The sequence below is a fragment of the Streptomyces sp. NPDC031132 genome (assembly GCF_055570595.1).
In genome coordinates this window covers 539,094-555,835 of record NZ_JBVIGX010000001.1, presented here as the reverse complement: position 1 = coordinate 555,835, position 16,742 = coordinate 539,094, and the positions used below count along the sequence as shown (strand labels likewise).

General features: G+C 71.9%; 11 protein-coding genes. 3 read left to right on the top strand and 8 right to left on the bottom strand.

The features are described from left to right. Positions 1 to 25: 25 nt before the first annotated feature. The 6 genes from ftsH to nsdA form a co-directional block, all read right to left on the bottom strand. The gene (ftsH, locus tag ACZ49B_RS02505) at positions 26 to 1,954 is read right to left on the bottom strand and encodes an ATP-dependent zinc metalloprotease FtsH (protein WP_468299663.1); all 1,929 of its coding nucleotides are present in this window, start codon (positions 1,952 to 1,954) and stop codon (positions 26 to 28) included. Between the two features lie 127 nt (positions 1,955 to 2,081). Next, positions 2,082 to 3,650, bottom strand: a complete 1,569-nt coding sequence (gene ffh, locus ACZ49B_RS02500; RefSeq protein WP_468299661.1) for a signal recognition particle protein — start codon at positions 3,648 to 3,650, stop codon at positions 2,082 to 2,084. Positions 3,651 to 3,960: 310 nt separating this feature from the next. Beyond that, positions 3,961 to 6,402, bottom strand: coding sequence for a [protein-PII] uridylyltransferase (locus ACZ49B_RS02495; protein WP_468299659.1), 2,442 nt, complete (start codon positions 6,400 to 6,402; stop codon positions 3,961 to 3,963). A 17-nt stretch (positions 6,403 to 6,419) separates the two neighbouring features. Further along, on the bottom strand, positions 6,420 to 6,758 hold the full coding sequence (locus tag ACZ49B_RS02490) for a P-II family nitrogen regulator (RefSeq protein WP_468299657.1): 339 nt from the start codon (positions 6,756 to 6,758) through the stop codon (positions 6,420 to 6,422). Next, positions 6,755 to 8,101, bottom strand: a complete 1,347-nt coding sequence (locus ACZ49B_RS02485; RefSeq protein ID WP_468299655.1) for an ammonium transporter — start codon at positions 8,099 to 8,101, stop codon at positions 6,755 to 6,757. The genes ACZ49B_RS02490 and ACZ49B_RS02485 overlap by 4 nt, the downstream gene beginning before the upstream one ends. Positions 8,102 to 8,484: 383 nt before the next feature. Next, positions 8,485 to 9,990: a transcriptional repressor NsdA gene (nsdA, locus tag ACZ49B_RS02480; protein WP_037635708.1), complete on the bottom strand. Its 1,506-nt coding sequence runs from the start codon at positions 9,988 to 9,990 to the stop codon at positions 8,485 to 8,487. Between the two features lie 407 nt (positions 9,991 to 10,397). On the opposite strand from nsdA, the gene ACZ49B_RS02475 reads away from it, so the two are divergent. After that, the gene (locus tag ACZ49B_RS02475) at positions 10,398 to 11,066 is read left to right on the top strand and encodes a bifunctional DNA primase/polymerase (RefSeq protein WP_468299652.1); all 669 of its coding nucleotides are present in this window, start codon (positions 10,398 to 10,400) and stop codon (positions 11,064 to 11,066) included. Between the two features lie 91 nt (positions 11,067 to 11,157). Here ACZ49B_RS02475 and ftsY read toward each other — a convergent pair whose 3' ends face one another. Next, a complete protein-coding gene (ftsY, locus tag ACZ49B_RS02470) occupies positions 11,158 to 12,375 on the bottom strand; it encodes a signal recognition particle-docking protein FtsY (protein ID WP_468299650.1) in 1,218 nt (405 codons plus the stop codon). A gap of 142 nt (positions 12,376 to 12,517) precedes the next feature. On the opposite strand from ftsY, the gene ACZ49B_RS02465 reads away from it, so the two are divergent. Together ACZ49B_RS02465 and ACZ49B_RS02460 are read left to right on the top strand one after the other, a co-directional pair. Continuing rightward, entirely contained in the window at positions 12,518 to 14,002 is a 1,485-nt protein-coding gene (locus tag ACZ49B_RS02465) for a cytosine permease (RefSeq protein WP_468299648.1), read from the top strand. Between the two features lie 63 nt (positions 14,003 to 14,065). Continuing rightward, entirely contained in the window at positions 14,066 to 15,052 is a 987-nt protein-coding gene (locus ACZ49B_RS02460; protein WP_468299646.1) for an LLM class flavin-dependent oxidoreductase, read from the top strand. A gap of 48 nt (positions 15,053 to 15,100) precedes the next feature. On the opposite strand, the gene ACZ49B_RS02455 is transcribed toward ACZ49B_RS02460, so the two are convergent. Next, positions 15,101 to 16,531 (bottom strand): sugar porter family MFS transporter, encoded by a 1,431-nt coding sequence (locus tag ACZ49B_RS02455; RefSeq protein ID WP_468299644.1) that lies wholly within the window; start codon positions 16,529 to 16,531, stop codon positions 15,101 to 15,103. Positions 16,532 to 16,742: the final 211 nt, after the last annotated feature.

Sequence of the window (16,742 nt, the reverse complement as noted above, 5' to 3'; positions counted from 1 at the left end):
TGACGGCCGCGCGGGGCCTGCGCCGCTACTTCGCCTCCTTCGACAGGCGGGGAATGCCCGCGGCCTCGTAGGCGGCCGGTTCGTCCAGGGTCTCGTTCGCCAGCAGGGCCTCGGTCAGGGCGTCGAGTTTCGGACGGTGTTCGCGCAGCAGCCGGCAGGCCTCCACGTAGCACTCGTCGACGATCCGCCGCATCTCGTGGTCCACCGCGTCGAGGGTGGCGGGGGCCGCCAGGAGCCCGTACGGGCTCTGCGCGTCCGCCGGGATCGCGGTGAGGCGGCCGATGCGCTCGCTCATGCCCCAGCGGCCGACCATGCCGCGGGCGAGGTTGGTGACCTGTTCCAGGTCGTTCTCCGCGCCCGTGGTGATGACGTCGAACACGACGTGCTCGGCCGCCATGCCGCCCAGCGCGCCGATGATGCGGCCGCGGAGGTAGTCCTCCGTGTACGAGTAGCGGTCCGCGTCGGGGGTCGAGAGGGTGACGCCGAGCGCCCGGCCGCGCGGCACGATCGTGATCTTGCGGACGGGGTCTGCGCCCGGCTGGAGCATGCCCAGCAGGGCGTGGCCGCTCTCGTGGTAGGCCGTGCGGCGGCGCTCCTCCTCGGGCATGACCAGCGCGCGGGCCGCACCCAGCTGGACCTTCTCGAGGGCGTCCATGAAGTCCGCCTGGGTGACCTGGCCCTGCTTGCGCTTCACCGCGAGGAGGGCGGCTTCGTTGGCCAGGTTGGCGAGGTCCGCGCCCGTCATGCCGGGGGTGGTGCGGGCCACCTGGTCGAGGTCCACGTCGGCGGCCAGGGGGATGTCCTGCGTGTGGATCCGCAGGATGGCCTCGCGGCCGGCCCGGTCGGGCGGGGAGACCGACACCGTGCGGTCGAAGCGGCCGGGTCGGGTGAGCGCAGGGTCCAGCACGTCCGGCCGGTTGGTTGCGGCGATGACGACGACGCCCTCCGAGCCGGAGAACCCGTCCATCTCGGTCAGGATCTGGTTCAGGGTCTGTTCGCGCTCGTCGTGGCCGCCCATGGCGGCGCCGCCGCCGCGGGCCCGGCCGATCGTGTCGATCTCGTCGATGAAGACGATCGAGGGGGCCACCTTGCGCGCCTCGGAGAAGAGTTCGCGGACCCGGGAGGCGCCCACGCCGACGATCATCTCGATGAACTCGGAGGCGGAGGCGGAGAAGAACGGCACCCCGGCCTCGCCCGCCACCGCCCGCGCCAGCAGGGTCTTGCCCGTGCCGGGCGGGCCGGCGAGCAGGACCCCGCCGGGCATCCTGGCGCCCAGGGCCCGGTACTGCTGCGGGTTCTTGAGGAAGTCCACGACGTCGTGGAGCTCGCCCTTGACCTCGTCGATGCCGGCCACGTCGGCGAACGTGGTGCGTCTGCCGCCCTCCAGCTCCACGGGCTTGGGCGGCTGCTTGCGGCCCAGCCCGCCGACGCCGCCCATGGCCGAGCCCATGCGTCGGGCGATGAACACCCACAGGAGGACCAGCAGCAGCATCGGCGCCAGCGAGATCAGCAGGTTGGCCAGGAAGCTGCGCTGGACGACGACCGGGGAGGCCGTGACGACGACGTTGTGCTTGGTGAGGTTCACCCACAGCTGGTCGTCGGCGAAGGCCGGGCGCTGGGTGACGAACTTCGTGTAGTCGCCCTTGCCGCCGTCGGGCAGCGGCTGTTCGTTCTTCAGCTCGCCCTGGATCGCGTCGCCCTTGGAGTAGATCTTCGAGACGTTGCCGTCGGCGACCTGCTTGCTGAACTCCGTGTACGAGACGGTCGGCTCGTCGCCCTCGTTGAAGAACGACAGGACCACGTTGGTGAGCAGGAAGACGATCAGGGCGGCGAGGATCAGCCCGCGCCAACCCCCGGGCATCTTCCTCTTGGGCGGCGGTGCGGGCGGCGCGCCCTCGGAACGCCAGGGCGTGTCGGCGCGCTCGCGAGGCGGTACGGGGGTGGGGCTGGGCACGTGGCCTCCTTACTGCCGTCCTCGTGGCCGACCATAAGGGATATAACGCACCATTGCGCCCGCAGGACCTACGCGAACGGGTCCTGGCCGGAAGCTCCGGCCAGGACCCGTTCGCGTACGGACGCGGTTACTTCATGAACTTCTTGAACTCGTCCGGGAGGTCGAAGTCCTGCCCGGGCTGACCCGCGGCCGGAAGACCGAACGGGCTGCCGGTGGCGGGCGGGGCGGTCTGCGGGCCCTGCTCGCGGCGGGCGGCTGCGGCCGCCTCCTCTTCCTTGCGCTTCATCGGGTTGCCGCTCTTGCGCTTGCCCTTGGCCTGCTTGATCTGCTTCTTCTGCCGGCCGGGGCCGCCGCCCATGCCCGGGATGCCCGGCATGCCGGGCATCCCGCCGCCCTGGGCCATGCGGGACATCATCTTGCGGGCCTCGAAGAAGCGCTCGACGAGGTTCTTGACGGCGCTGACCTCGACACCGGAGCCCTTGGCGATACGGGCACGGCGCGAGCCGTTGATGATGTGCGGGTCGTGGCGCTCGGCCGGGGTCATCGACTTGATGATCGCGGCCGTGCGGTCGACGTCGCGCTCGTCGATGTTGTTGATCTGGTCCTTGATCTGCCCCATGCCGGGGAGCATGCCGAGCAGCTTGGAGATGGAGCCCATCTTCCGGACCTGCTCCATCTGGGCCAGGAAGTCGTCGAGCGTGAACTCCTTCGGCCCCTTCGCCAGCTTGGCCGCCATCTTCTCGGCCTCGGCCTGGCTGAAGGTCTTCTCGGCCTGCTCGATGAGGGTGAGCATGTCACCCATGTCGAGGATCCGGCCCGCCATGCGGTCGGGGTGGAACGCGTCGAACTCGTCGAGCTTCTCGCCGTTCGAGGCGAACATGATCTGCTTGCCGGTGACGTGCGCGATGGAGAGCGCGGCACCGCCTCGGGCGTCGCCGTCGAGCTTCGAGAGCACGACGCCGTCGAAGCCGACGCCGTCACGGAAGGCCTCGGCGGTGTTGACCGCGTCCTGACCGATCATGGCGTCGACGACGAAGAGGATCTCGTCGGGGTTGACGGCGTCGCGGATGTCCGCGGCCTGCTGCATCAGCTCCGAGTCGATGCCGAGGCGGCCGGCGGTGTCGACGACGACGATGTCGTACTGCTTGGTGCGGGCGTACTCGATGGAGTCCTTGGCCACCTGCACCGGGTCGCCGACGCCGTTGCCGGGGGCGGGCGCGTAAACCGCGACACCGGCGCGCTCGGCGACGACGCTGAGCTGGTTGACGGCGTTGGGGCGCTGGAGGTCGCAGGCGACGAGCAGCGGGGAGTGGCCCTGGCCCTTGAGCCAGAGGCCGAGCTTTCCGGCGAGGGTGGTCTTACCGGCACCCTGGAGACCGGCGAGCATGATCACGGTGGGCGCGGTCTTGGCGAAGCGCAGGCGCCGGGTCTCGCCGCCGAGGATCGAGACGAGCTCGTCGTTGACGATCTTGAGGACCTGCTGGCCCGGGTTGAGGGCCCTGGAGACCTCTTCGCCGCGGGCGCGCTCCTTGACGTTCGCGATGAAGGAGCGGACGACGGGCAGGGCGACGTCGGCCTCGAGGAGGGCGATACGGATTTCCCGCGCCGCAGCGTCGATGTCCTGCTCGGAGAGGCGGCCCTTGCCCCGGAGGGACTTGAAGGTCGCGCTGAGGCGGTCGGAAAGCGTATCGAACACGGTGGTCGCGATTCCTCGGGTCGGGGGCGTGTGGTCGCCCCCCAGGGTATCGGGCCCTCCCCCTGTCCGGGGACCCGCCCGTTTCCGGCCCCCGGGCTCCGCCCCGTCGGCCCCTGCCGAGCAGCTCCGACCGACGCCGTGGGCCGCGCCCGGGGGCGGGGCCGAAGGCGGGGGCCGCTGCGCGGGGCTTGCCCCTCCCCGCCCCTTCCCGAAACCGGGGGCTCCGCCTCCGGGCCCCCTTGCCTCCATCGCCGGCGGGGCTGGTTTTCCCTGGGGAGCGGCTCCGCGCAGCGGGACCCGTGGCCCCGGGTCAGTGCAGGCTCGCCTCCAGGGCGGTGGCCAGGGACGCGGCCGCGCGCGGCGGGAGGGGTTTGCCGTCCGGGTCGACCACGTACAGGGAGTCCACCGCGTTGGCGCCGAGCGTGGAGACGTGCGCGCTGCGGACGCGGACCCCGGAGGATTCCAGCGCGCGCCCGATCCGGTGCAGCAGACCCAGCGCATCCGGGGCCCGGACCTCCAGGACCGTGGCCAAGGAGGACACGTCCGGGACCACCGTCACCCGCGGGGGCGGCGGGACCACCCCGCGCCGGCGCGGGTACGCCGCCTCGCGGTCCGCCAGCTTCGCCGGGACGTCCAGCGAGCCGTCCAGCGCCCGGATCAGGTCCGTGCGCAGGCGGGACGCCTCCGGCAGCGAGCCGTACTCGGCGGCCACCCGCCAGCGGAGGACCAGGACCTCACCCGCCAGATCCGGCAGCTCCAGCGAGCGCAGGTCCGCGGCGCGGACCGTGAGCCGGTGCAGGGCCAGTACGCCGGCCACCGCCGGGAGGACCCCCGGCTGGTCCGGGACCGCCACCACCAGCTCGACCCCGACCGCGTCGTCCTCCTCCTGGCGCGCGTGCAGCGCCAGCACCGGCTCCCGGGTGCGCAGCGCCTCCACCGCGAGGCGTTCCTGGTCCGTCGTCGGGATGGCCAGCTCCGCCTCGACGGGCGCGTCCCCGCCCAGGACCGAGGCCACCCGCGCCACCAGGTCCGCCACCAGCGAGCCCCGCCACGTGCTCCACGCCGCGGGCCCGGTGGCCAGGGCGTCCGCCTCGGTCAGGGCGTGCAGGATTTCCAGCGTGCCGAGCGCTCCCACGGCCTCCGCGACCGACCGGACGGTCGCCGGGTCGTCCAGGTCACGCCGCGTCGCGGTGTCGATCAGCAGCAGGTGGTGCCGTACGAGCACCCCCAGCACGGCGGTGTCGTCCGCGTCGAAGCCCACCCGTACGGCCACGTCGCGGGCGATCGTCTCGCCCGCCACCGAGTGGTCCCCCGGCCATCCCTTGCCGATGTCGTGCAGCAGGGCGGCCATCAGCAGCAGGTCAGGGCGGCTCACCCGGCGGGTCAGGGCCGAGGCCCGCACCGCCGTCTCGACCAGGTGCCGGTCCACCGTCCAGGTGTGCACGGGGTTGCGCTGCGGACGGCACCGCACCCGTTCCCAGTCGGGCAGCAGCCGGGTGATCAGCCCCTCGGCCTCCAGCGCCTCCCAGACGGCCACCGTCGGCTCCCCTGCCCCCAGCAGGGTCAGCAGCTGCTCCCGCGCCTCCGCGGGCCACGGCACCGGCAGCGGCTTCGCCTGCGCGGCGAGCCGGCGTACGGCGTGCAGCGACACCGGCAGTCCCGCCTGCGCGGCCGCGGCCCCGAACCGCAGCGCCAGCACCGGATCCCGGTCGGGCCGGGCCGCCAGGGCCAGCACGGCCTCGCCGTCGGACTCCACGACCCCCTCGGCGAGCGGCGCCCGCTCGGCTGCCGCGGCCCCCCGCGTCCCCAGCAGCCCGCGCAGCCTCGGCCGGGCCGCCCGGGCCCGCAGGACCCGCCCGACCTCGCGCCAGGTCACGTCGCCCGCGTACGCGACGACCCGCGCGGCCTCGTACACCTCGCGCAGCAGCGCGTCCGCGTCGAGCAGGCCCAGCTGGGCGGCGACCTGGTCCTGTTCCTGCAGCGCGAGCCGGTCGGTCGCCCGGCCCGTCACCAGGTGCAGGGCGTCCCGCGCGTCGAGCAGCCGCCGCCGGGCCTCGGCCAGCCCCTCGCGCGGGGCGTCGGCCAGCCAGGACGCGGCGACCGCCCGCAGTGCGGTGGCGTCGCGGAGCCCGCCGCGGGCCTCCTTGAGGTCGGGTTCCAGCAGGAAGCGGAGCTCCCCGGACTGCTCGGCCCGCTCCCGGCACAGCGAGTGCAGCTGCGGGAGCCGCTTGGCGGCCTGGTTGCGCCAGTCGGCCAGGACCGAGGTGCGCAGGCCCGCGAGGAGGCCGGCGTCGCCCGCGACGGGCCGGGCGTCGAGCAGCCCCAGGTGCACCTTGAGGTCCTCGCCGGCGGTCTTGCGTGCCTCGGCCGGGGTCCGCACGGAGTGGTCGAGGGCCACGCCCAGGTCCCACACGGGGTACCAGAGACGGTCGGCCAGGGCGCTCAGGGCCCGCGGCTCGGCCTTGCCGTCGTGGAGCAGCAGCAGGTCGAGGTCGCTGCGCGGGGAGAGTTCGGCGCGCCCGTAGCCGCCGACGGCGACGAGGGTGGCGCCCCGCACCCCGGTCTCCCGCTGGGCCGTGGTGAACAGGGCGTTCAGCCATGCGTCGGTCAGCCCGGCCAGCGCGGAACGCCGCGAAGGCCCGGACCGCGACTCCTCCTGGAGGAGTCGCAGCCGGGCCGCGGCGTACCCGCTGGGTCCCGAGCCGGACGGATCGCCGGAATCACCCGTCGTGGTCTGCTCGACGCTCGTCACCCAGGAGCTCCCGTCGCCTAGAGCGCTTCAGCGCCGCGCTCGCCGGTGCGGACCCGGATGACCGAGTCCACGGGGACGCTCCACACCTTGCCGTCACCGATCTTGCCGGTGCGGGCGCTCTTGACGAGGAGCTCCATCACCGATTCGGCGTCGTCGTCCTCGACGACCACCTCGATACGGATCTTCGGTACGAGGTCCACCGTGTACTCGGCGCCCCGGTAGACCTCGGTGTGGCCGCGCTGGCGGCCGTAGCCGCTGGCCTCGGAGACCGTGAGGCCCTGGACTCCGAAGCGCTGGAGGGCGTCCTTGATCTCGTCCAGCCGGTGCGGCTTGACGATCGCGGTGATCAGCTTCATGCGTCAACCTTCTTGCTCGCGGCGGCAACGGGGACGGGGGTGGCGGTGCTCCGGGAGGAGGCGCCGCCGCCGGCTCCGCTGAAGTCGTAGGCGGTCTCGGCGTGCTCGACCTGGTCGATGCCGGAGACCTCGTCGTCCTCGGTGACCCGCATCCCGATCGTCTTGTCGAGGAGGAAGGCGAGGATCGCGGACACGACGAGAGAGTAGGCGAGGACGGAGAAGACCCCGATGGCCTGCTTGCCGAGCTGTTCCAGACCGCCGCCGTAGAAGAGGCCGGCCGCGTCGGACTGGACCCCGCCGGTGGCGAAGAAGCCGACGAGCAGCGAGCCGATCACACCGCCGACGAGGTGGACGCCGACCACGTCGAGGGAGTCGTCGAAGCCGAACTTGTACTTGAGGCCGACGGCCATGGCGCAGACGACACCGGCGATGGCTCCGATGGCGATCGCGCCGAGCGGGGAGCAGGAGCCGCCGGAGGGGGTGATGGCGACGAGGCCCGCGACCGCGCCGGAGGCGGCGCCGAGGGTGGTGAAGGAGCCGTGGCGCAGCTTCTCGTAGCCGAGCCAGGCGAGCATGGCGGCGGCGGTGGCGACCTGGGTGTTGACGAACATGACCGCGCCCACGCCGTCGTCGTTGCCGAGCCAGGATCCGGCGTTGAAGCCGAACCAGCCGAACCAGAGCAGACCGGCGCCGAGCATCACGAGCGGGAGGCTGTGCGGGCGCATCGGGTCCTTCTTGAAGCCGACGCGCTTGCCGATGACCAGGATGACGCCGAGGGCCGCGGCGCCGGCGTTGATGTGGACGGCGGTGCCGCCCGCGAAGTCGATGACGCCGAGCTCGAAGAGCCAGCCGCCGGCCCCCCAGACCCAGTGGGCGACGGGGAAGTAGACGACGGTGACCCACAGGGCGGTGAACAGGGCCCAGGCGCTGAACTTCACGCGGTCGGCCAGGGCGCCGCTGATCAGGGCGGGGGTGATGACGGCGAACATCAGCTGGAAGACGGCGAAGACGTAGACCGGGATGGTGTACCCGTCCCACAGCTCGGTGATGCCGATGCCGCTGAGGCCGACGTAGTCGGAGGACCAGCCGATGAGGCTGCCGGCGTCCGTGCCGAAGGCGAGGCTGAAGCCGTAGAGGACCCACAGGATCGTGACGATCCCGAGGCTGATGAAGCTCATCATCAGCATGTTGAGGCTGCTCTTGACGCGGACCATGCCTCCGTAGAAGAAGGCGAGTCCCGGGGTCATCAGCATGACCAGGGCGGAGCAGATGAGCATGAACCCGGTGTTCGCAGCAGACAGCGTCGGGGCGTCTGCGGCGAGGGTCGTGATGGCTGATGCCATCGGCGTCTCCTCGTCGTCGGTACGTTCGCGTGCGGGCGATCGTGAAAACCTGAGCGGCGCAAGGCGTAAGGCCGGGGGGTGGGGCCTGGGGGCTGGCCGGTTATTGACCCTGAGATTCGCGCAGGCCGGTTTCCGGCGGCGCCGCTCGGTGTTTCGCGTCCGTGACGAAGGCATCTCGGGTGTTACGGCGTGATGAACAGCGCAACCATCAATTGGGGAAGCACGACGGCGAGCAACCACGTCCGCGAGAGCGGCGCCGGTTTAGGCGCAAAAAAAGGGGGCCGGCCACGGCAGTACCCGGGGGGACCTGGCTGGGGGAGCCTGATCGGGCTTCACGGGGTGACTGCCGCGGCCGGGGCCTTCGGGGGCGGCCGCTTCGGCCGTCAGACGGCCTCCGCCGCTTCGGGGAGCCGGGAGGCGAGCTGGTCGGTCAGCCGGACCACGTCGGCGACGTCGCCGTACTCACGGGCGGCGGTGTCGACGGTCTTGCGCAGCCGCGTGTTCACCCTTTCGGACCGCACCTTTCCGGCCACGTCGAGGGCGCGGCCTACGAGGACGGTGGCCTGCTCGGGCTCGCGCTGGATCAGGTGCACGGTGGCCATGCCGATGAGGTTGAGGGCGTACGAGCGCTGGTGCTCGTCGTCCTTCTCGAAGAGCTCCACGGCCCGCTGCATCACGGGTTCGGCGAGGGAGGCGTACATGGGGCTGCGCCCGGCCACGTAGGCCAGGTCGCGGTACGAGTGGGAGTTCTCGCCGTTGAGCTCGGCCTCGGAGAAGAAGCGGATCCAGTCGGGCTCGGGCTCGCCGCCGAAGGCGACGTCGGAGAAGGTGTCCTCGGCCATCCGGACGGCCCTCTTGCAGCGGCTGGGCTGGCCCATGTTGGCGTAGGCGCGGGCCTCCATCGCATACAGCATGGCCTGGGTGCGCGGCCCGGCGCAGTCGCGGCTGCCGTACTGCGCGAGGTGGATGAGTTCCAGGGCGTCCTCGGGCCGGCCCAGGTGGATCATCTGGCGGCTCATGCTGGAGAGGATGTACGAGCCCAGCGGCTTGTCCCCGCCCTCCTTGGCGGCGTGCAGCGCGAGGACGAAGTACTTCTGCGCGGTGGGGTGCAGGCCGATGTCGTAGCTCATCCAGCCGGCGAGTTCGGCGAGTTCCGCGGCGACCTTGAAGAGCCGCTTCATGACGGGGGCCGGGTGGTTCTCCTGGAGCAGGTCGGTGACCTCGTGCAGCTGGCCGACGACGGCCTTGCGGCGCAGGCCGCCGCCGCACTGGGCGTCCCACTGGCGGAACATCACGGTGGTGGCTTCGAGGAGGCCGAGTTCCGGTTCGGACAGGCGCGGCGGGCGGTGGCCGCTGAGGGCTCCGGCCGCCCCGGCCTCGCGGGGGCCCGGGTCGGCGGCGGGGACCGGGACGAGCCAGCGCTGCATGGGCTCGATGAGGGCGGGGCCGGCGGAGAGGGCGAGGGAGGTCCCGAGGAAGCCGCGGCGGGCCAGCATCAGGTCGCTGCGGGAGAACTCGCCGAGCAGCTCGACGGTCTGCGGGCCGGCCCAGGGCAGGTCGACGCCGGAGACGGAAGGCGTCTGGTGGGCGGTGCGCAGCCCGAGCTGCTCGATGGCGACGACGGAGCCGAACCGCTCGGAGAACAGCTCGGACAGGATCCGCGGGACGGGCTCGCGGGGCTGCTCGCCGTCGAGCCAGCGGCGCACCCGGGAGGTGTCCGTGCTGATGTGGTGGGCGCCCATCTGCCGGGCACGCCGGTTCACCTGGCGGGCCAGTTCGCCCTTCGACCAGCCGCTGCGGACGAACCACGACGTCAGTTGCTCATTGCGGGCTGCAGAGCCCGGGACCTCCGGCTCCTCGCTCGTTCCGCTTGCGCCGTTGCCGCTCACTGGAACGCCCCCATCCACTCAGCATCTTCATACGAAACCCTGGCTGGGACGGCGAGCGCCGCCACGGACCTTCACAGGTCCTCCACAAGTTGCCTCCGGCATAACCACGGACGGCCCGCCTTCGGGGTTCGATGTACTGAAAGTAATCCTACGATCACCCCTGCGGCGAGGTCGTTTCCAGAAACGCCACCATTCGCCACCCCTTCGAATGAACTAGCCACCGGCCAGGCGCGATTCACTTGACACCGAGGCGAAAACGATCGGTTGGACGGGAGTGCAGCAGGGGCGCACGCGGCGAGGAGTGCGCCGGTGGCCCTTCGGGACACCGGGCTCGCGCCCGGCCCCGCATCCCGTCCCGCCGACGTCGTAACCACCGGCGCGTCCGACCCGTTGGAGGGGGCATGGGCATGGGCTTCACGATCGGCGGCAGCCGCAGCACCAAGGAGTTCCGTTCCGGCTCGCGGCGCCGCGGCCGGACGTCGGAGTGCACGGCGGTCGCGGAGTACACCGGGCTGTGGGGCTGGGACGTGGTCCCCGGCGCCCGCGCCGCGGCCCCCGCCAGCGAGTGCTCCTGCGGTCATACGCATTGCAGCACGCCGGGGGCGCATCCGCTCCCCCTCGCTCCGACCGTCCCGGCCGGCGCCACCCTCGACGAGGTCACCGAGACCTGGAGCGGGTACCCGGGCGCCGCGGTCCTGCTGCCCGTGGGCCGCACCTTCGACGTCATCGAGGTCGCGGAGGAGGCCGGGCGCCGGGCGCTGGTCCGCCTCGAGCGGATGGGCCTGCCGCTCGGGCCGGTCACCGCGACCCCGGACGGCCGTGCCCAGTTCTTCGTCGCCCCGGGTGCGGCCGCCGAGCTGCCGCAGCTGCTCTACCGGATGGGCTGGGACGACGCCGACCTCGATCTGCGCGCCCTGGGCGTCGGCGCCTTCCTGACCGCCCCGCCCTCCGACCACGCGGGCCTGGGCCCGGTCGGCTGGCTGCGCCCGCCCGCGCTCGACTCCGCGGGCGGCCCGCCGCAGGCCCGGCTGCTGCTCGGCACCCTCGCGTACATCTGCCACCGCCTGCGGCGCTGATCCCGGTACGCACGCCAGCGCCCCCGCGTTCCGGCCGGAATGCGGGGGCGCTGCCGTGCGTACGGTCTGCGTGCGCTGCGTACGGTCTCGCTCAGTCGCCGATCAGGGCGTCCACGAACGCCTCCGGCTCGAAGGGCGCCAGGTCGTCCGGGCCCTCGCCGAGGCCGATGAGCTTGACCGGGACGCCGAGCTCGCGCTGGACGGCGACGACGATGCCGCCCTTGGCGGTGCCGTCGAGCTTGGTCAGCACGATGCCGGTGATGTCCACGACCTCGGCGAAGACGCGGGCCTGGGTCAGGCCGTTCTGCCCGGTGGTGGCGTCCAGGACCAGCAGGACCTCGTCCAGCGGGCCGTGCTTCTCCACGACGCGCTTGACCTTGCCGAGCTCGTCCATGAGGCCGGTCTTGGTGTGCAGGCGGCCGGCGGTGTCGATGAGCACCACGTCGGCGCCCTCGGCGATGCCCTCCTTGACCGCGTCGTAGGCGATCGAGGCCGGGTCGCCGCCCTCGGGGCCGCGCACGGTGCGCGCGCCGACCCGCTCGCCCCAGGTCTGGAGCTGGTCGGCGGCGGCGGCGCGGAAGGTGTCCGCGGCGCCGAGCACCACGGAGCGGCCGTCGGCGACGAGCACGCGGGCCAGCTTGCCGGTGGTGGTGGTCTTGCCGGTGCCGTTGACCCCCACGACCATCACGACGCCCGGGGTGTCCACGCCGCTCTCGGTCTTCACCGCGCGGTCGAAGTCGGTGCCGACCAGGGTCAGCAGCTCCTCCTTGAGCAGGTTCCGCAGGTCCGCGGGGGTGCGGGTGCCGAGCACCTTGACCCGCTCGCGGAGCCGGTCCACGAGCTCCTGCGTCGGTACGACACCGACGTCGGCGATCAGGAGGGTCTCCTCGATCTCCTCCCAGGTGTCCTCGTCGAGGTGCTCGCGCGAGAGCAGCGTGAGCAGCCCCTTGCCGAGCGAGTTCTGCGACCGGGCGAGGCGGGCGCGCAGCCGGACCAGGCGGCCGGCGGTGGGCTCGGGCACCTCGATCTCGGGGGCGGCCGGAGCCTCGGGTTCGACGAGGGGGGGCGCCTCGGGAGCCGCAGCCTCCGCTTCGGGGAGGACGACCTCCTCGATGGTGCGGCGGGGCTCTTCCGCCGTCTCTACGGCGTCCTCCCCCACCTGCGGTTCGGCGGGCGGGGCAGTGATGGTCGGTGTGCTGGGCGGCGCCGGGGGCGGCAGCTGCTTCTTCTTGCGGCTGCCGACCACGAGCCCGCTGATCACGCCGACCGCGACCAGGGCGATGACTACAGCAAGGATGAGGATGTCCATAACGGATCCAGTATCGGCCACGGCTGCCCCGGGCCCCCGGTTCCCGCGGTTCCGGCGGGGCCGTAAGCCTCCATTTGCGGCCTTAGCGGCATATCCACGATGATGGGCGACTTACCCGTACGCCCTGCCACCGGAGTACCGCATGCCTGCCGAGCCCGCCGACGGCGCGATACAGCAGCCGGCCGAGACCCCGACCGACACCTCGGTCGAGACCCGCGGCCTCGAGCCCGTCCCGGACGGCGAGCGCAGCGGCCGGGTCCGCGAGCTCGTGCCCACCTGGGTCGCCGCCAACATCAGCGTGCTGCTGCTGACCATGGGCGCCGGCCTGGTGATCTTCAACAAGCTCAACATCTGGCAGGTGCTCGTCGTCGCTGTCGCCGCGCCCGTCGTCTCGTACGGCCTCGTCGGCCTGATCTCGATCGCCGGGAAGCGCGGCGGCGCCCCCGGCATGGCCCTCTCGCGGGCCGTGTTCGGCCAGCGCGGGAACCTCTTCCCCGGCGCCCTGATCTGGGTCGCCCGCTGGGGCTGGGAGACCATCAACGCGGTCAGCGGCGCGTTCGCCATGCTCACCGTGCTGGACCTGCTGTTCGGCGTGCGGAAGAACACGGCCCTGATCGTGGTCACCCTGGTGCTCTTCGTCGGCTGCACCTTCCTGGTGTCCGGCCTCGGCATCAGCGCGCTGCGCGCCTGCTCGACCTGGTCGACGTACCTCTTCGGCGCCTTCAGCGTGCTCGTGCTCGGCTATCTGGTCGCGGAGACCGACTGGTCCGCCGTCTTCGACAAGCCGGCCGGCTCGACGGCGATGATGATCGCCGGCATCGGCACCATCGCCGCGGGCGGCATCAGCTGGGTCCCGTCCGGCCCGGACTTCACGCGCTACCTGCCGCGTACGGCCTCCGCCAAGGGCATGGTCGGCGCGACGATCGGCGGCGCGGCCGTCGTCGTCATCCCGATGGTGCTGATGGGCGCGGTCATGGCGGTCGGCACCCCGGACCTGGCCACGGCGCAGGACCCGGTCTCCTTCATCGGCAACCTGCTGCCCGCCTGGATCGCGGTCCCGTACCTGCTGATCGCGCTGGTCGGCATGCTGCTGATCAACTCGATGTCCATGTACTCGGCCGGCTTCACGGCGCAGACCCTCGGAATCAAGGTCCCGCGCGCGGCGGCCGTCAGCGTCAACGCCGTCATCAGCCTGGTCTTCGGCTTCCTGCTGATGGTGGTCGCGACCAGCTTCTTCGGCTCGTTCATCTCCTTCCTGACGCTCCTCGCCGTGGCCTTCTCCGCGTGGATCGGCGTCTTCGGCGTGGACATGCTGCGCCGGACCTCGTACGACGGCGCCGCGCTGCTGGACACCACCCGCAGCAGCGCCTACTGGTACCGGGGCGGGTTCGCCTGGCAGGCCATGACCGCGTGGGGCGTGGCCCTGGTCGTGGGACTGCTCTTCACCAAGGTCGACTGGTTCGGCGGGCCGCTCGCCGGCACCTGGATCGGGCAGAACGGCCTGGGCTGGGCGGCCGGCATCGTCACCTCCGGCGTGTTGTACGCCGTACTGCCGCGCACCCCGGCTCCGGCGGCCGGCGCGGCCGGGGCGGAGGAGCCTGCGCTCGCCGGATCCCTGTCCAACTGACGTCACGTCAGCTAACGTCCCCCTTCGCCCGCCCACCCACCTCCGGCGAAGGGGGACTTCTCCATGCCCATCACCGTGGCCCGGTTCAATCTCGTCGACCCGAACGGCACCCCCGAGACCCTCTCCGCCCGCTACAAGGCCGCGCTGGAGATGGCGAAGTACGCGGACGACCGCGGGATCGACACGATCCAGACCGAGGAGCACCACGGCACCACCAACAACTGGCTGCCGTCGCCGTTCGCCTTCGCGGGCGCGGTCTTCGGCGCCACCCGCCGGATCGCGGTGACCGTCTCGGCGATCATCGGCCCGCTGTACGACCCGCTGAAGGTGGCCGAGGACATCGCGGTCCTCGACCTGCTGAGCGGCGGCCGCCTCGTCACGGTCGCGGGCATCGGCTACCGGCCCGAGGAGTACGAGCAGCACGGCGTCGAGTGGGGCCGGCGCGGCCGGCTCCAGGACGAACTGCTGGAGACCCTGCTCAAGGCGTGGACCGGCGAGCCGTTCGCGTTCCGCGGCCGCACGGTACGGGTGACGCCGACGCCGTTCACGCAGCCGCACCCGCTGCTCCTGGTCGGCGGCAGCTCCCAGGCGGCGGCCCGGCGCGCGGCCCGGCTCGGGCTGCCGTTCTTCCCCAGCGCGCACCTGCCGGAGCTGGAGGCGTACTACCACGCGCAGCTCGCGGAGCACGGGACGGAAGGGTTCTGCATGATGCCGGCGGCCGAGACCCCGCTGCTGCACATTGCGGAGGACCCGGACCGGGTCTGGGCCGAGTACGGCGACCGCTTCCTGCACGAGGCGGGCATGTACGCGTCCTGGCAGTCGAAGGACATCCGCAGCGCCGTTCGGTCGGCCGCGCGCTCGGTGGCGGAGCTGCGCACGGAGGGCGTGTACCGGGTCCTGACCCCCGACGAGGCGGTTGCGTACGCGCGGGGCGCGGGCGAGGCGGGGAACCTGGTGCTGCACCCGCTGTGCGGCGGGATGCCGCTGGACGAGGGCTGGCGCAGCCTGCACCTGCTGTGCGAACAGGTGCTGCCCCGGCTCAAGGACTGAGCGGGGGCAGCACCTGCCGTAGAGGAGAGGGGGTGTTGGCGGGGGTGGTTACCCCATCTCCTCCAACGCCTTGCCCTTGGTCTCCGGCACCCATTTGAGGATGAACGGGATCGAAAGCACGGCGAAGAACGTGTAGATCATGTAGGCGCCCGACAGGTTCCAGTCGGACAGCGTCGGGAACGTGACGGTGATGAGCCAGTTGGCGATCCACTGGGCGGCGGCCGCCACACCGAGGGCGGCGGCGCGGATGCGGCCGGGGAACATCTCGCCGAGCAGCACCCAGACCACCACGCCCCAGGACAGGGCGAAGAAGAGCACGAAGAAGTTGGCGGCGATCAGGGCCACGATGCCCTGCGCGTGCGGCAGGGCGATGTCGTCGCCGGTTCCGGACTTGAAGGAGAACGCCCAGGCCGCCGTTCCGAGCGACAGCGCCATGCCGACGGAGCCGATGAGCGCCAGGGGTTTGCGGCCGAGCCGGTCCACGAAGACCATCGCGATCACCGTACCGATGATGTTCACGACCGACGTCTCGAAGGAGTACAGGAACGAAGAGCTGGGGTCGATGCCGACCGACTGCCACAGCGAGGAGCTGTAGTAGAAGATCACGTTGATGCCGACGAGCTGCTGGAAGACCGAGAGTCCGATGCCGACCCACACGATGGGCAGGAACCCGAAGCGGCCGCCGAGCAGGTCCCTGAAGGTGGACTTGTGCTCGGACCGCATGGCGTGGTCGATCTCGCGGACGCGGGCGTCGGCGTCGATGCCCTTGCCCTCGACGTCCCGCAGGACCTCCTTGGCCTTCTCCGTGCGGCCGACGGAGACCAGGAAGCGCGGGGACTCGGGGATGGCGAAGGACAGCACCCCGTAGAGCACGGCCGGCACGACCATCACGCCGAGCATCCACTGCCAGGCTTCCAGGCCGCCGATCTCGCCGCGCTGTTCGCCGTCGGCGAGGTTGAGGATGCCCCAGTTGACCAGCTGCGAGACGGCGATGCCGATGACGATGGCCGCCTGCTGGAAAGAGGCCAGCCGGCCGCGGTAGGCGGGCGGGGAGACCTCTGCGATGTAGGCGGGGCCGATGACCGAGGCCATGCCGATGCCGAAGCCGCCGATCACGCGCCAGGTGGCGAGGTCCCAGAGGGCGAACGGGAGGGCGGAGCCGATGGCGCTCGCCGTGAACAGGACGGAGGCGATCTGCATGCAGCGGATACGGCCGATCCGGTCGGCGATGCGCCCGGCGGTGGCCGCGCCGAAGGCGCAGCCGATCAGTGCGGCGGCGATCACCTGGGCGAGGGCGCCCGAGCCGACGTCGAAGCGGTCGCGGATGGCCTCCACGGCGCCGTTGATGACGGAGCTGTCGTAGCCGAAGAGGAAGCCGCCCATGGCAGCGGCCGCGGTGATGAAGATGACGTGGCCGAGGTGGTCGGGCTGGGACGCGCTTCCACCGCCTGACGCGGGTGCGTTCGCTGTGCTGGTCAAGGTGCGCTCCTGGGCCCGGCGGCGACGGCGGGCTGTGTGGGGGTCTCGTTGCTGCTTGCTCGTGTTCCTCTAGTGGCGCACAGCAAACTGCTTGCCACCACCTGAACGTCAACACGGCACAGCAGAGCCTATGGCTTCACTTTCTGAAGTCAAGAGGGGGGATGGGCCCGATTCCGCACAGAGCCGACTCGGAAGCTGCCGCAGATGTCTT

Excerpts from the sequence above, each read along its gene's own strand:
- ACZ49B_RS02465 (WP_468299648.1), top strand. The coding sequence starts at position 12,518 with ATGCCTGCCGAGCCCGCCGACGGCGCGATACAGCAGCCGGCCGAGACC.
- ACZ49B_RS02485 (WP_468299655.1), bottom strand. The coding sequence starts at position 8,101 with ATGGCATCAGCCATCACGACCCTCGCCGCAGACGCCCCGACGCTGTCT.
- ftsY (WP_468299650.1), bottom strand. The coding sequence starts at position 12,375 with ATGGACATCCTCATCCTTGCTGTAGTCATCGCCCTGGTCGCGGTCGGC.
- ACZ49B_RS02475 (WP_468299652.1), top strand. The coding sequence starts at position 10,398 with ATGGGCTTCACGATCGGCGGCAGCCGCAGCACCAAGGAGTTCCGTTCC.
- ACZ49B_RS02490 (WP_468299657.1), bottom strand. The coding sequence starts at position 6,758 with ATGAAGCTGATCACCGCGATCGTCAAGCCGCACCGGCTGGACGAGATC.
- ACZ49B_RS02460 (WP_468299646.1), top strand. The coding sequence starts at position 14,066 with ATGCCCATCACCGTGGCCCGGTTCAATCTCGTCGACCCGAACGGCACC.